At 64.0% G+C, this 12054-nt stretch carries 17 protein-coding genes; 2 read left to right on the plus strand and 15 right to left on the minus strand.

The genetic code is table 11. The features are described 5' to 3' along the window. Position 1: 1 nt before the first annotated feature. From HKX41_08825 to HKX41_08895, 15 genes are all read right to left on the minus strand, one after another. Positions 2-790, minus strand: a complete 789-nt coding sequence (locus HKX41_08825; GenBank protein NNC24258.1) for a phage tail protein I — start codon at positions 788-790, stop codon at positions 2-4. Continuing rightward, positions 787-1662: a baseplate assembly protein gene (locus HKX41_08830; GenBank protein NNC24259.1), complete on the minus strand. Its 876-nt coding sequence runs from the start codon at positions 1660-1662 to the stop codon at positions 787-789. The genes HKX41_08825 and HKX41_08830 overlap by 4 nt, the downstream gene beginning before the upstream one ends. Beyond that, positions 1662-2000, minus strand: a complete 339-nt coding sequence (locus HKX41_08835) for a baseplate assembly protein (GenBank protein NNC24260.1) — start codon at positions 1998-2000, stop codon at positions 1662-1664. The genes HKX41_08830 and HKX41_08835 overlap by 1 nt, the downstream gene beginning before the upstream one ends. Beyond that, positions 2000-2644 carry a phage baseplate assembly protein V gene (locus HKX41_08840; GenBank protein NNC24261.1) on the minus strand — a complete coding sequence of 215 codons (645 nt, stop codon included), beginning with the start codon at positions 2642-2644 and terminating at the stop codon, positions 2000-2002. Before HKX41_08840 ends, HKX41_08835 begins: the two co-directional genes overlap by 1 nt. A gap of 68 nt (positions 2645-2712) precedes the next feature. Next, complete coding sequence (locus HKX41_08845; protein NNC24262.1) at positions 2713-3177, minus strand: phage virion morphogenesis protein; 465 nt, start codon at positions 3175-3177, stop codon at positions 2713-2715. Beyond that, positions 3170-3694 carry a phage tail protein gene (locus HKX41_08850; protein ID NNC24263.1) on the minus strand — a complete coding sequence of 175 codons (525 nt, stop codon included), beginning with the start codon at positions 3692-3694 and terminating at the stop codon, positions 3170-3172. The genes HKX41_08845 and HKX41_08850 overlap by 8 nt, the downstream gene beginning before the upstream one ends. Beyond that, positions 3691-4038 (minus strand): hypothetical protein, encoded by a 348-nt coding sequence (locus HKX41_08855; GenBank protein ID NNC24264.1) that lies wholly within the window; start codon positions 4036-4038, stop codon positions 3691-3693. Before HKX41_08855 ends, HKX41_08850 begins: the two co-directional genes overlap by 4 nt. Positions 4039-4063: 25 nt before the next feature. After that, on the minus strand, positions 4064-4249 hold the full coding sequence (locus tag HKX41_08860; GenBank protein ID NNC24265.1) for a hypothetical protein: 186 nt from the start codon (positions 4247-4249) through the stop codon (positions 4064-4066). 111 nt (positions 4250-4360) lie between these two features. After that, positions 4361-4582 (minus strand): hypothetical protein, encoded by a 222-nt coding sequence (locus tag HKX41_08865; protein ID NNC24266.1) that lies wholly within the window; start codon positions 4580-4582, stop codon positions 4361-4363. A 23-nt stretch (positions 4583-4605) separates the two neighbouring features. Continuing rightward, a complete protein-coding gene (locus HKX41_08870) occupies positions 4606-5406 on the minus strand; it encodes a DUF3380 domain-containing protein (GenBank protein ID NNC24267.1) in 801 nt (266 codons plus the stop codon). Continuing rightward, the gene (locus HKX41_08875) at positions 5397-5609 is read right to left on the minus strand and encodes a phage tail protein (GenBank protein ID NNC24268.1); all 213 of its coding nucleotides are present in this window, start codon (positions 5607-5609) and stop codon (positions 5397-5399) included. Before HKX41_08875 ends, HKX41_08870 begins: the two co-directional genes overlap by 10 nt. After that, positions 5609-6073 carry a head completion/stabilization protein gene (locus HKX41_08880; GenBank protein ID NNC24269.1) on the minus strand — a complete coding sequence of 155 codons (465 nt, stop codon included), beginning with the start codon at positions 6071-6073 and terminating at the stop codon, positions 5609-5611. Before HKX41_08880 ends, HKX41_08875 begins: the two co-directional genes overlap by 1 nt. A 123-nt stretch (positions 6074-6196) precedes the next feature. Beyond that, on the minus strand, positions 6197-6883 hold the full coding sequence (locus tag HKX41_08885) for a terminase (GenBank protein NNC24270.1): 687 nt from the start codon (positions 6881-6883) through the stop codon (positions 6197-6199). 4 nt (positions 6884-6887) lie between these two features. Next, positions 6888-7913, minus strand: coding sequence for a phage major capsid protein, P2 family (locus tag HKX41_08890; protein NNC24271.1), 1026 nt, complete (start codon positions 7911-7913; stop codon positions 6888-6890). Between the two features lie 48 nt (positions 7914-7961). Beyond that, positions 7962-8783, minus strand: coding sequence for a GPO family capsid scaffolding protein (locus tag HKX41_08895; GenBank protein ID NNC24272.1), 822 nt, complete (start codon positions 8781-8783; stop codon positions 7962-7964). 152 nt (positions 8784-8935) lie between these two features. Here HKX41_08895 and HKX41_08900 point away from each other — a divergent pair, with 152 nt between their 5' ends. Both HKX41_08900 and HKX41_08905 read left to right on the plus strand, forming a co-directional pair. Beyond that, the gene (locus HKX41_08900) at positions 8936-10711 is read left to right on the plus strand and encodes a terminase (protein ID NNC24273.1); all 1776 of its coding nucleotides are present in this window, start codon (positions 8936-8938) and stop codon (positions 10709-10711) included. Continuing rightward, positions 10708-11724, plus strand: a complete 1017-nt coding sequence (locus tag HKX41_08905; GenBank protein ID NNC24274.1) for a phage portal protein — start codon at positions 10708-10710, stop codon at positions 11722-11724. Before HKX41_08900 ends, HKX41_08905 begins: the two co-directional genes overlap by 4 nt. Positions 11725-12054: the final 330 nt, after the last annotated feature.

Here is a 12054-nt window from a genome sequence, read left to right on the forward strand (position 1 = left end):
CCTACGCGGGTCGGACGGTGGTCCGGCAAATGGATTGCAAGCCGCGCGCGATCGGCGCGGGGTGTGACTGCGCGGCCCGGCGCTGCAGCAGCGGGCGCACCGTCATAGCGACCACTGCATGGGCGGCGCGCGCGATGCGGGCGGCGTGGATCTGGACAGCGCGGGTGTTGACCGCGGGCTGAACGGTCGTCGTGTCCGCGCTCTGCACGGTAGCGGCGGTCAATGCCGGGCCATGCTGGTCGCGCCGTGTTTCCAGATATGGGCGGATTTCTGTTTGCTGGCCGGCTAATGTGGCGCTGGCGGGTGACGGCGTGCCGCGGCCCTGCAGCGTAAATCCCACCGGGTCCATATGGGCCGACAAGCGCTTGGCGCGCTCGATGACGCGGATCAGCTGGTTGTATTCGGCCTGCGACATGCCGCGGTTTTCCAACGTCGCCGTGAGGCGATAGGTGCCGGGCTCGCCGCCGTATTCGTGCCATTCGCGGTAGCTAATGCCCTCGATAGACTGCGCCTCGACCGCTCGACGTACGGCCGCGACCGTGCCGGCGTGGTGACGGATCTCGAGGATCGACGCCACGGCCTCGCGCCGTCGCTTCACGGGCCAGTCCGCCGACCACTCGGTCACGCCCAGCGCCCAGGCGAGCCACGGCAAGATCTCGGCCGGGCAGGTCCACGGATCCCAGAGCGTGCCGAACGACGCGTCGATGGACGTGGCGCGCTCAGTGACCGCCTCGAGATCGCGCTCCAGTGACGTGCTATTGGGCGGCAGCAGGGACTGATCGCCACTCATGCCACTGTCACCTCGATTGACGTGCAGTACGGCGCTTCGGTTTCGTCGCACACGATGTCGGTCGACAAATCCAGGTGCACGCGCGTGACGCCATCGACGTACAGCTCGGCCAGAGCGGCATCGCGCACCACGCTGACGCCCAGCATGTGATGCGTCTCAGCGAATTGGCGCACCTGATGCTCGGCGGTATCGCGCACCACCTGCGGGCTCGGCCCATGGGCTATTTCGAGCGAGGCTACAATCTGATAGGTCTGGATCGCCGCGCTTTGCACGGTGACCAGATCGGTCTGCGGGCGCGTTTTTTCGGCGCTCAGCGCCGCTTCCACTGTGTCGAGCAATGCCTGATTGGCGGTGCCGTCACCATGGCGCGATAGCACCGGCACGGTGACCTCGGTCGGCGCTGGCGATATCGGGTAGGCGTCTTTCACGTCGCCGTCGGCACTCAGCGCGTAGTATCGATACGCCGCGCGCGGGCCGGCGGTACTCCAGCTATCGTGGGCGAGCAGGAGGCGGCGCAGATAGTCCTCATCCGATTCTTTCGTCGGCGCGACGGGCGGGCTCGCATCCGGGTCACCGGGGTTAATGACCTGCCGCTGGGTGCTGTAGTACGTCACACCAATGTGGTCCAGATCCGAGCCGGATGCGTAGGCCGTCAGCAGACTGCGGATGCGCTCGTTCGCCCGCTGGCGCCGGATCATTTCACGGTAGGCAGCTACCTCTAGAATTTTTGACGCCGGGCTAGACTCATACAGCGACAGATCCGGATCGCGGCTCAGCAAGTCGCTCCGCATCTCCGCAAGGATCGACTCGTAATCGAATTCGTCGATGACGGCCGGCGGGGGGAATTTCGATAGATCGATGACGCTGGCCATCACAGCTCCGCCGTCAATTCGACGTCGTCCCCCGTATCGGCGACTGCGTCCATTTTTAGCGCCAGCCGACCAGGGGACTCGGTTGCCACGGTCTGCGTGATCGAGCGGATGTTTTGGATGCGTGGCTCCCACGTCGTGAGCGCGATGACGGTGGCGTTATACGCCCGCAACACGGTGGCGTTGTCGAGCGGCTGATCGACCAGCAGCGGTAGCACGGAGCCGTAATCACGGCGCATGACACGCGACCCCACCGGTGTGGTCAGGATGTCGGCCACCGATTGGCGAATATGGTCGAAATCGGCTAGAGGCGCGCCGGTGGTGCGATTCATGCCGGCCATCAGACGACCTCGTCGGTGGTGCTGCCGCCGGATTCGACGCCGCTGTGACGGTGACTCGACGAAATGTCGTGGCCGTTCGATTCGACGCCGGCCGCAAACTGGATGTCGGCGTCGACTGTGGCTGTATAGCCGCCGGCGATGCCGAAATTGCCATTGACCTGCACGTCGCCGTTGAAAATGCTCTGCGGGGCGGTGACCACAACCTGGGTCGGCGTGTCGACAGTGACATCATCGCCGGCATCGACGGCGGCTGATGCGTCGGTATGGATCTGGGCGCTGCCCGGGATGGTCGCGCGTAGATGATGCGCGGCGTGGTCGTATTCGATGACCGCGCCGTCGGGGTAGACACGGCGGTGCGTGGCCGGATCATCGTCGGGCGCTGGGTGCGCGTCGCGGTAGATGCCGGTCACGAGGATGCCCAGCCGAGTTTCGCCGCTGGGGGCCAATAGCAGCGCCTGCTCGCCGGTTGTCGGTGGATCCCAGTCGCGCGTGGTGCCGGCGCGCGGACTCAGCCACGGCAGCCAGTCGGTCAGCAGATCGCCATCAGCGAACCGCGCACGTGCGGCGGCATGATCCACCTCGGCGATCGTGCCGATGCGGATGAGATTGGCGAGTTGGCGACGTATTTCAGCAGTGGCGTCCATGGCGCTATGTTCGCGCGGGCAAGCGCGGGGTGGGTATGCGTCGCGGTGTCGCGTCGGCGCGCGACACGTTAGCCATCGATGTGGTCCAGGTGACGGATGACGTCGGCGCGAATGGCTTCGACGTCGGTCGGTGCGAAGCCGATCAGTACGCGGGTCGGGTAGTCGTGGCGTGGGCCGTTTTTTTCGACTTTGGCGGTTTGGCCGTATTCGTGCGTGCGCGCGATGCGAGCGACGCGGCCCGTGAAGCCAACCGTGGCTGTGTGGCCATCGCCCTTGGCCTTGAGATAGCGCGCGGTGCGGATTTTGTTGAACATCGCCTTGCGTTGGCGCGCGCCGGATTGGGTGCGGTGGCGCGACTTGCGCGGTTTGAACGGCGTGCCGTCAGGGTTGCGCTGGGATTTGATGCGCTCGCGCTGGCGGCGGCGCAAATCCTGGGCGACTTTTCGGGTCAGGTGTCGGCGCTGGGCGGGTGCGAGGCGGTCGAGAATGGGCTGCACCCAGTCCTCGAGCGCCTGTAGGTCGTCACTAGCCATCGGTATCGGGCCATTGGCTGCCGGCGTCGGCCCGTGGCCAGTGGCCCAGCTCGCGCGGGCCAGCGTCCTCCCGAGTGTCATCGGCGTACAGGGTCCAGTGACCGGCATTGGCGTCGATATCGTGGCCCGGGTACGCGGGCATGCGGTGGTCGATGGTGATAGCACCGGTCTCGGCATCGACGCGTGTGACCACGCGCTCGGCCAGTGACACGGTCAGCGCGATATCCAGGCGATCGTTGGCCAGAATTTCGGCCTCGATGCGCACCGCTTGGGCCGGGTCGATATCCGGATTATAGGTCGTTAGCCACTCCAGCAGCGGCACGGTGATCGCGTCCAGGTCGCCGGCGTAGTCGGTGATCACGACATTGGCGGTTAGCTGGTAGCCGTGGGTCAGATTCGGCCCCGAGTAAAACTCAATGGTGCCGTCGTTGACATAGGTCAGCAAGTGCTCGGGATTGGCTGCCAGCCCTGGCACTGCCGCGAGCATGTGTGCCCGGAGTGCGGCGAGTTTTTTCATCGTTTTTTGGCGCGCTGGCGTTCGACATGGTCGACGCGGTTTTTCAGCACGCTGATCGATTGGCTGTTTTGCTCGGCCCGCTGACGATTGGCGTCGATGTGGTCGCCCTGGGTTTGCTGATCGCGCTCGAGGCGCTTGAGCTTGCTGTCGACCACCTGGGCACGCACTTTGATGGCCTGGGTGGTGGCCGACTGGCGTGCCGCGAATGCGTGCATTTGGCCGTTTAAGTTCCAGAGCATGCCCACGGCGCCGGTTGTCCCGGCCAGGACCAATGCAATCGCCAGCTTTTCGACCTTACTACCGTGGCGCTCGCCGAGCGCGCGGGCTTTTTCGACCATGCTCATCGGGACAACTCGGTGAATGGGTCAGTCAGCGCGCCTTGATGACGCGCTCGAGCTGCTGGATATAGACGCCGAGCTGGGTGGCGTCTTGCTGGCTGAAACACACCATGCCGTCATGCGTCGTCGCGTCGAGCGTCGGTTTTGTTGGCTTGGCCGGACGCGTCGTCGTCGCGCACGCCGTCAAAATGATGATCGAACCAATCAGCAGGATCATCGTCGACGTGATCGCGCTCGGCCTGCGCCTGGCGATTCGCGCGGCGGCGGGCCAGCCGCCGAAGACAGGCGACGGCCAGCCGAACGATGGCAGCGATGGCACGTGCCACATTCAAGTCTGCTTGGCAGCCTGGCGGCTGGTGTCGCCGCTGATTTTGGACAGCACGGTCTGCAGCGTCTTGATGACCGACTGCGCCCGGCTGACGATGCGGTCGTCGGTTGTGGTCGGCGTGATGTCAGTGATTGTCGCGATGCTCTTGACGATAGCAGCGGCCGCGCCGATGACAGTCAATGCAATCTGTCCGTAATCGCCGAGGTTGCTAACAAAATCCATAGGTCCTCCAGTGCTTTCGGTTGCTAGGCGACGTTGCCCGCTGTCTGGCCGCCGTGGCGACGCCAGGCGGCGGCAAGATTGTGGTCGTAGTCGTTTTGCGCGTAGTTCGGTCCGTTGTAGGTGGCGGCGAACGTGGCCCAGTCGTGGCTGGCCAATGCCTGGGCCAGAGTGTCGTCCGTCTGGATGAATGCGACGAAGGCGGAGAGTTGGGCGGCTTCGCTGTCGCGCATGTGCGCGGCGTAGTCGTCAGCAGAGTCGTAGCCCAGCCGTTGCCAGTGTTGGCCGAGGATCTGGAAAAGACCCCAGCTCGTGGCCTCGATCGCGCTGGCGCGGTCGATGGCCGCGGCGCGGTTGAAGCGCATCCATTCGGCTGCGCCGCCGGCGTAGCCGCCGGGTTGTTTGTTGACCAGCTTCGGGTGGTCGGTGGCGGCGCCCCGGGCGTCGAGGCTGTGGGCGGCCAGCCGCCGGCGCATAATATGGCGCTCGTACAGGATAACCGGCCGGTGGCCATCGAAACCGGCGCCCCGCGATTCGACCTCATTGACGGCCAGCACGGCGGGCACGTCGACGTCGAGTTTTTTGGCCGCGGCGCGGATGTCGGCGTGGGTCAGCGTGGCGGGAGCCGGGGCGTCGTTAAACGCGGCCTCGGTTTTGGGGCCGAAAATGCCGTCGGCGACCAGGTCGTGCTGGCGCTGATAGCGACGCAGGGCTTTGTCAGTTTTGGGGCCGAAAACGCCGTCGTCGGCGAGTGTGGCGCCCGCACTTTTCAGCCGGCGCTGCAGCGTGGCCACGGCGGGGCCCTTGGCGCCGATACTCAGTCCCATAGCGATACCGTTCGGTGGACAGGCTGGGACGCTGGCGCGGGCGGCAGTTCGACCGGGGTGCCATGGGCCAGCACCGGGCCCTGGGCGGCCAGGCCGGGGTTGCGTTCGAGCGTATCCTCAACGACACCGGCGGTGGCCCCCAATGCGCGGAAGCACAGGGCGTCGACGGTTTCGCGTTGTTGCGCGCGGACGATGCGGCTCATTAAATCAGCTCCACGGTGCTGTGGGTGCGGTCCGTTATCTCGGCGATCGCCCAGCGTGCGGCGCGGCGGTAGTCGTCGGCCGCATCGGTCTTGGCCTGGCCCATATCATCACCGGCCTGTGTGGCGCTGATCTCGCGGTAGCGCTCGAGCAGGTCGGCATGGGCCGCGGCTGCGACCGCGCGGCGGTAGAGCGTGGTGTGGTGGCCGGTGGTCTGCCAGGGGGCGACCGGCACGCTGTCGATGGTGGCGTGGCCGGCAGCGACTTGGTCTGCCTGCCAGTCGGCGAGCTGGCGGTTGGTATCGGCGATCGCGGCCGTTAGTGCGGCGACTAGCCGTGCGCCCGTGACGGCTTCGCTCAGCCGCTCGGTGGCGCGCACGTCGGCCGGGTCGATCGACGGCCAAAAGCCGTTGTTGTCGATCGGGCTGGCGGTGCCGGCTGTGTTGTCGGCGGCGACCAGGCTCATGCTGTGCACCGAGGAACGGGGGTGGGCGCTCGGCCGGACGGGCAGGAGATGGACCCGATGGCCGTGCGCGCCCCCGTGGTGTCGCGGTGCGACTCGGTTGCGGCGGCGCGCTGGATCGTCCGATCAGTCACGGTCGCCGTCGCTTTTGTTGATCCGGCGCGTGAGCTGCTCGATGGCTTTCTTCACGCCGGCGTGTTCGTTGAGCTCGCGGGCGCGTTCGAGATGCTCGAGCGCGGCGTCGTCTTCGCCGAGCGCGCGGCGCGCGGTGCCGCGGGCTTTTTCTAGCTTGGCGCGGATGGGGTCGTGGATGTCGGCACCCGCGGTTAGCGTGTGGGCCGTGTCGGCGTTGTGGGCCAGGGTGGCCGTCGCCTGTTGGTCGTCGCCGTCGGGGTCAATGCGCTGCAGTACTTCATCGGCCGTTTGTTCGGCGATGATGGCGGGCGCGTCGCGCTGGTACTGGTCCGGCGCTTCGATACCGTGGCGGATGATGTAGGCCGCGATGGCCAGGGCGTAGTCGAGTTGGCCGACGTCGAATGCCCAGACCATGATGTTGGCGATGACGTCGTCCTGCCCGCCGGCGTCAGCCTCCAGCACGCCCGCCACGTAGGTGGTGAATTCGGGCAGGATTTCGTCGCGCTTGGCCGCCACTTTGGATTCGACCGATTTGATCCGTTTCAGCCGTTGGCGGGCTTGCCAGAGGGCGTGTTGCATCAGCTGGTATTGGTCCGAGGCGGCACTCGCCGCCGGACCGGTGTCGGCCGACTGGGCGGCGAGGGCGCGTTGTTTGTGACGTCGGGCCGGGGTGCTCATGGCTTCATGCGCTGCTGGACGAGCCGCTGGCATCGATGTTTTCGATCAGGCAACCGAACCCATAGTCCTCGACCACGTAGGCGTCGTTGGACGATTCGTAATTCTCGATGCGGCTGCGCTTCGGCTCGTCGACCACGCGCCGGCGGCGCGAGCCGAGCTGGTAGTACAGCGACAGGTTCTCCATCGAGGTGATCATGATGCTGTTCGCCGGGAAGTACGGCACGCCCATGGCCGGGTAGCCACCGAGCCGCTTGGTGGACATGATGATGTCCAGGGCGTTGCGCTCGGTCGGTTGATTCGTGCTGTCGATGAGCTGGAAATATTTGTCATCGAGCAATGTGCGGCTGCACATCACGACCAGGTCCGGCGATTCACGGAACCAGGGGTCGATCAAGTTGTGGGCTGCATCAAATACCAGGGCGTCGAGGTTGGCGTAGTCGGCGTCACTGTCCCCGACGGTGATCGTGCCGGCCGTGGCGCCGCCGGTCATGACGTTATCGGGCCGGTTGCTGCGGTATTGCTGCAACCAGCCGATGTTGACGTCCTCCAATAGCGGGCTTGAAACACGATCGGTCTCGGTGGCGGCCGAAGTGCCGTTCAACCCGATCATGATGCGGTCCAGCGCCTGTTGGCGAACAATGGCGTCGCGGATCATTGTCTGAAAATTGGGGAATTTGGCCCAGGCGTCGAGCTTGGCCCACGGGATGAAGGTGTCGAACTCGGTGGGCCGAGCTTCGTATTCGCTGCCGTCCATCGACGTCATATCGCGCGGTGTGCGGTCGTTGGCGGTGACGTCGGTTCGACCGGCGATGGGCCCGGTCGACGACAGCATCAACTTTTGCCCCTTGAGCTCATCGACGCCCATGACGTTGACCATCTGCAGCAGCGCCGAGGATTCCTGGATTTTTTGTTCGAGCGTCTGCTGCACGCTCGGCGTGACGCTAAATTGGTCGGCGGCGTTGGTCACGTCCGACAGGCGGGCGATCTGGTGGAGGTAGCGATTGAAGGCGGTGCGGGTGTCGTTACGCATGATTCTCTCGGTCTGTCGGGCGTGGGCGGTCGCGTGGCGGCTATTGGGCTAGCAGTCGGTCTCGGCGGCGCCGTTAGCGCTGCCCGTGCCGATGCGGTTGGGTTGGTCCGGGGCGTTGTCGAGCACGGCGTAGACCTCGTCGAGCTTGGTCTCGACCTGCGTGAGGCGGTCGGCATCGGGCATTTGCGCGACGCGGTCGGCGAGTTGGCGGTGTTCCTGCGCGAGTAGCGTGACGGTGGCCTCGACGTCGTCGCGAAGCTTCGATTGACCGGCCGCTTGGTCTTCGCCGCGCTTGAATAGACTGCGGACCTTCTCGGTCAGTGATGTTTTACTCTCGGCGGCGGCTGTGCCGGCCGTGTCGCCGAAATCAGCATCGGGTGTTTCGAAATCGCCGTCGGTTTCGGCGGCTGCGCTAAAGCTGTTGTCGGCTTTCTGCTTGCGGCCAGATAGTGGCGAGGAATCGCATTGGCCGGCCGAGAATTTGAGCATTTCGGTGCCGAGGCTGGCCGGCGTGTCGGTCACGCCGACGCCTACTAGGTATGCCCGGCCGCTGCCGGCGAAGTCGTGGTCGAGCTCCATCGACGTGAAAATTTTCTGGCGATTTTTGTTCATCGCCTTGAGTTGGTCGGTGGGATCGAGGTCGGCGTAGAGCTCGAGTTTGCCGTCGGCGTTGTCGCGCGTTTTTAGCGCGTTGACGTCGCCGAGTGCGGGGAACGGGCCGTCGGCGAACATACCGCGCATGTGCTCCATCCAGATCCGTGCGCTGTAAACGCTCGGGTCATAGTCCTCGGCGGCCTGGGTCAGCCAGTCGCGGGTGATGGTGCGGCCGTCGGTGGTGTTGCCTTCGGTGGCGATGCGCTTGTAGGCCATGGCGGTTCCGTGTCGATGTGCGAGCGTATGTCGGGCGCTTGTTGCCAGATTCGGCTGTCGCGCGCGGTGTCTCAATGGGTGCGTGGTGTCGCGTCGGGGTGCGACACGCCGGGCGTGAATGCACGCACGCGCCGGGGCTGGATCATGGCCGCATGAAGATGCCGGACCATGTCAGCTCGCCGCGCGTATTTGCTCGCCATTTGTATTGGCAGGGCTGGCGCGTGGCGCGTATTGCTGAGGTGGTCGAGACGAATTACCAGACGATCAATAGCTGGAAAAAGCGCGATAAATGGGACGACGCGAACCCGCTCGAGCGCGTCGAGGGCGCGCTCGAGGCACGCTATGTGCAATTGATCGTCAAAGAGGCCAAAGAGGGCCGTGACTTCAAAGAGCTCGATCTGCTGGGCCGCCAACTCGAACGCGTAGCGCGGATCGAGAAATATCAGGCCAGTGGCCGCGAGGCGGATTTAAACCCGGCGCAGGCCAATGGCGCCCAGGCGTCGGCGCGATCCAAATCGAAAAAGGTCAAAAACGCGCTGACCGACGAGCAGATCCGTGCGGTGTCGGAGGCGTTCTGGCACTCGCTATTCGAGTACCAGCGGACGTGGTATCGCGCCGGGATCGAGCAGCGCATCCGCAATATTCTGAAATCACGCCAAATCGGGGCGACCTGGTATTTCGCGCGTGAGGCGATCGTCGATGCGCTGGAGACTGGGCGCAATAAGATTTTCGTGTCGGCCTCCAAAGCACAGGCGCATATTTTTCGCGCGTATATCGTGGCGTTTGTGCACGAGGTGACCGGCGTGGAGCTGACCGGCGAGCCGATGATCCTGGCTAATGGGGCCGAGCTGCATTTCCTGGGCACGAACTCGAAGACCGCACAGGGGTATCACGGCGACGTCTATGTCGATGAGTATTTTTGGATCGGCCGGTTTCAAGAGTTTCGCAAGGTCGTGTCCGGCATGGCGATGCACAAGCAATGGCGCCAGACCTATTTTTCGACGCCATCGTCGATCGCGCACGAGGCCTATCCATTCTGGTCCGGCGAGCTTTTTAACCGCCGGCGGCCGGCTGATGAGCGCACCACGATAGACACGTCGCACGAGGCATTAGCCGGCGGCCAATTGTGTGCGGACGGCCATTGGCGCCAAATCGTCAACGTTTACGACGCGGTGGCTGGTGGCTGCGACCTTTTCGATATCGAGCAGCTCAAGCTCGAGTATTCGGCCGACGAATTCGACAACTTATTGATGTGCCAGTTTGTCGACGATTCGCAGAGCGCGTTCCCGCTGTCCGAGATGGAACGCTGTCTGGTCGATAGCTGGGTGGCCTGGGACGATTTCAAGCCGTTCGCACCGCGGCCGCTGGGCGATGAACCGGTCTGGTTCGGCTACGACCCGGGCGGCGAATCCGAAGACGGCGACGGCGCGGGCCTGGCGATCGTCGCACCGGCGGCCGAGGCCGGGGGCGTCCACCGAGTAGTCGAGCGCCATCGGCTCAAGGGCCGCGACTACGAGAGCCAGGCTGAATTCATCCGCGAATGCACACGCCGCTATGACGTTACGCATATCGGTATCGACAACAACGGTATGGGCGAAGGCGTGGCACAGATCGTCGAGAAATGGTTCCCGACGTTGACACGCTATCGCTACACGCCGGAGACGAAATCGCAGATGGTGATGCAGGCGCAGCAAATGATGCGCCGTGGCCGGCTCGCCTTCGATGCGGGCTGGTCGGATCTAGCTGGGTCGTTTATGGCGATCAAACGAGTGCCGACGGCCAGCGGTCGGCAATTGACCTATCAAGCCTCCCGCGCGGGCGATACCGGCCATGCCGAGTTGGCGTGGGCGGTGATGCACGCACTACATAACGAACCGATCGACGGCTCGCCGGCACATACCGGCAGCGTAATGGAGATTACCGAATGACCGAATTAGCCGACACGTCCACGTCGCAGAGCATGGACGCATTCTCGTTTGGCGACCCAGAGCCCGTGACCAGCCTGCGTGACATTGTCTACGAGGGCGTCTGGATGACCGGCAGCGAGTGGTATGAGCCGCCGGTGCCGTTTTCGGTGCTGGCTCAGAGCTATCGCGCGACTGCCCATCATGGCTCGGCGATCCAGGTAAAGCGCAACATCCTATCCTCGACATTCCGGCCGCACCCGAAGCTCTCGCGCCAGACATTCCGCGGGCTCGCGCTGGACTATCTGATGTTCGGGAACGCCTACCTGGAGAACATCGTCAGCCGCACCGGCCGAAATCTCGGCTATCGGCGTCTGATGGCTAAATATGTCCGCCGCGGCGGTCTGTATGCCGATCGCTACTGGTGGCTGCCGACCTACTGGGACCGCAGCGAATTGCCGTATGGACGTGTCGTGCATTTCCTCGAGCCAGATGTCGACCAAGATATCTACGGGGTGCCCGATTACCTCGGCTCGCTGCAGTCGGTCTGGCTGAACGAATCAGCGACGCTGTTCCGGCGCCGCTATTACCTCAATGGCTCACACGCCGGCTTCATTCTCTATGTCAACGATCCCTCGCAGGACAGCAAGGACATTGACGCGATGCGGGATGCGCTGAAAAACAGCAAAGGGCCGGGGAATTTCCGCAACCTGTTTTTGTACAGCCCCAATGGCAAAAAAGACGGGGTGCAGGTGATTCCGATCAGCGAAGTCGCCGCCAAAGACGAGTTCTACAACATCAAAAACATCACCCGTGACGACCAGCTCGCTGGCCATCGCGTGCCCCCGGCCCTAATGGGCATCGTGCCCCAGAATACCGCCGGATTCGGCGACGTCGAAAAAGCCGCGCGCGCATTCGTGGTCAACGAGCTTCAGCCACTGCAAGAAGTCTTTTACCAGCTCAACGACATCGCCGGCGAGCAAATCGTCGAGTTCGACCCCTACGAGCTCGGGCGCCTGGCCGACCAGGCTGGCTAGGCCGCCGACAACCACCCCGCAACACGCACCCCAAAGGCTAACGCGCGCGACACAAGCCCCGTCGCGCCAGCCAACAGGCGGCTACCAACCCCAGAGCAGCGCAGTCGACACCTCGCCCCGCCTGCGACACACAGAAGGTTATTTTTTTGCAGCGCCACTCCTAGCCGCAGTCAGCCGTGCCAACAAACAGCTACGGCGATTAATTCGCTGTTTTTTATTCGAGTTGGCTATATAAGCTGAACGGGGGATCGGCTCAGCGCCAGCTATGACAAAGGCAGCTAGCCAGAATTCGCTTTAGTCGCGGAAACAAGTAACAAAAGTGATGGATTG

This window comes from Salifodinibacter halophilus (assembly GCA_012999515.1).
Taxonomy (GTDB): Bacteria; Pseudomonadota; Gammaproteobacteria; order Nevskiales; family Salinisphaeraceae; genus Salifodinibacter; species Salifodinibacter halophilus.

Bases quoted from the DNA above. Each gene is read 5' to 3' on its own strand.
- HKX41_08825 (NNC24258.1), bottom strand. From the start codon at position 790: ATGAGTGGCGATCAGTCCCTGCTGCCGCCCAATAGCACGTCACTGGAG.
- HKX41_08830 (NNC24259.1), bottom strand. From the start codon at position 1,662: ATGGCCAGCGTCATCGATCTATCGAAATTCCCCCCGCCGGCCGTCATC.
- HKX41_08835 (NNC24260.1), bottom strand. From the start codon at position 2,000: ATGGCCGGCATGAATCGCACCACCGGCGCGCCTCTAGCCGATTTCGAC.
- HKX41_08840 (NNC24261.1), bottom strand. From the start codon at position 2,644: ATGGACGCCACTGCTGAAATACGTCGCCAACTCGCCAATCTCATCCGC.
- HKX41_08845 (NNC24262.1), bottom strand. From the start codon at position 3,177: ATGGCTAGTGACGACCTACAGGCGCTCGAGGACTGGGTGCAGCCCATT.
- HKX41_08850 (NNC24263.1), bottom strand. From the start codon at position 3,694: ATGAAAAAACTCGCCGCACTCCGGGCACACATGCTCGCGGCAGTGCCA.
- HKX41_08855 (NNC24264.1), bottom strand. From the start codon at position 4,038: ATGAGCATGGTCGAAAAAGCCCGCGCGCTCGGCGAGCGCCACGGTAGT.
- HKX41_08860 (NNC24265.1), bottom strand. From the start codon at position 4,249: ATGATCCTGCTGATTGGTTCGATCATCATTTTGACGGCGTGCGCGACG.
- HKX41_08865 (NNC24266.1), bottom strand. From the start codon at position 4,582: ATGGATTTTGTTAGCAACCTCGGCGATTACGGACAGATTGCATTGACT.
- HKX41_08870 (NNC24267.1), bottom strand. From the start codon at position 5,406: ATGGGACTGAGTATCGGCGCCAAGGGCCCCGCCGTGGCCACGCTGCAG.
- HKX41_08875 (NNC24268.1), bottom strand. From the start codon at position 5,609: ATGAGCCGCATCGTCCGCGCGCAACAACGCGAAACCGTCGACGCCCTG.
- HKX41_08880 (NNC24269.1), bottom strand. From the start codon at position 6,073: ATGAGCCTGGTCGCCGCCGACAACACAGCCGGCACCGCCAGCCCGATC.
- HKX41_08885 (NNC24270.1), bottom strand. From the start codon at position 6,883: ATGAGCACCCCGGCCCGACGTCACAAACAACGCGCCCTCGCCGCCCAG.
- HKX41_08890 (NNC24271.1), bottom strand. From the start codon at position 7,913: ATGCGTAACGACACCCGCACCGCCTTCAATCGCTACCTCCACCAGATC.
- HKX41_08895 (NNC24272.1), bottom strand. From the start codon at position 8,783: ATGGCCTACAAGCGCATCGCCACCGAAGGCAACACCACCGACGGCCGC.
- HKX41_08900 (NNC24273.1), top strand. From the start codon at position 8,936: ATGAAGATGCCGGACCATGTCAGCTCGCCGCGCGTATTTGCTCGCCAT.
- HKX41_08905 (NNC24274.1), top strand. From the start codon at position 10,708: ATGACCGAATTAGCCGACACGTCCACGTCGCAGAGCATGGACGCATTC.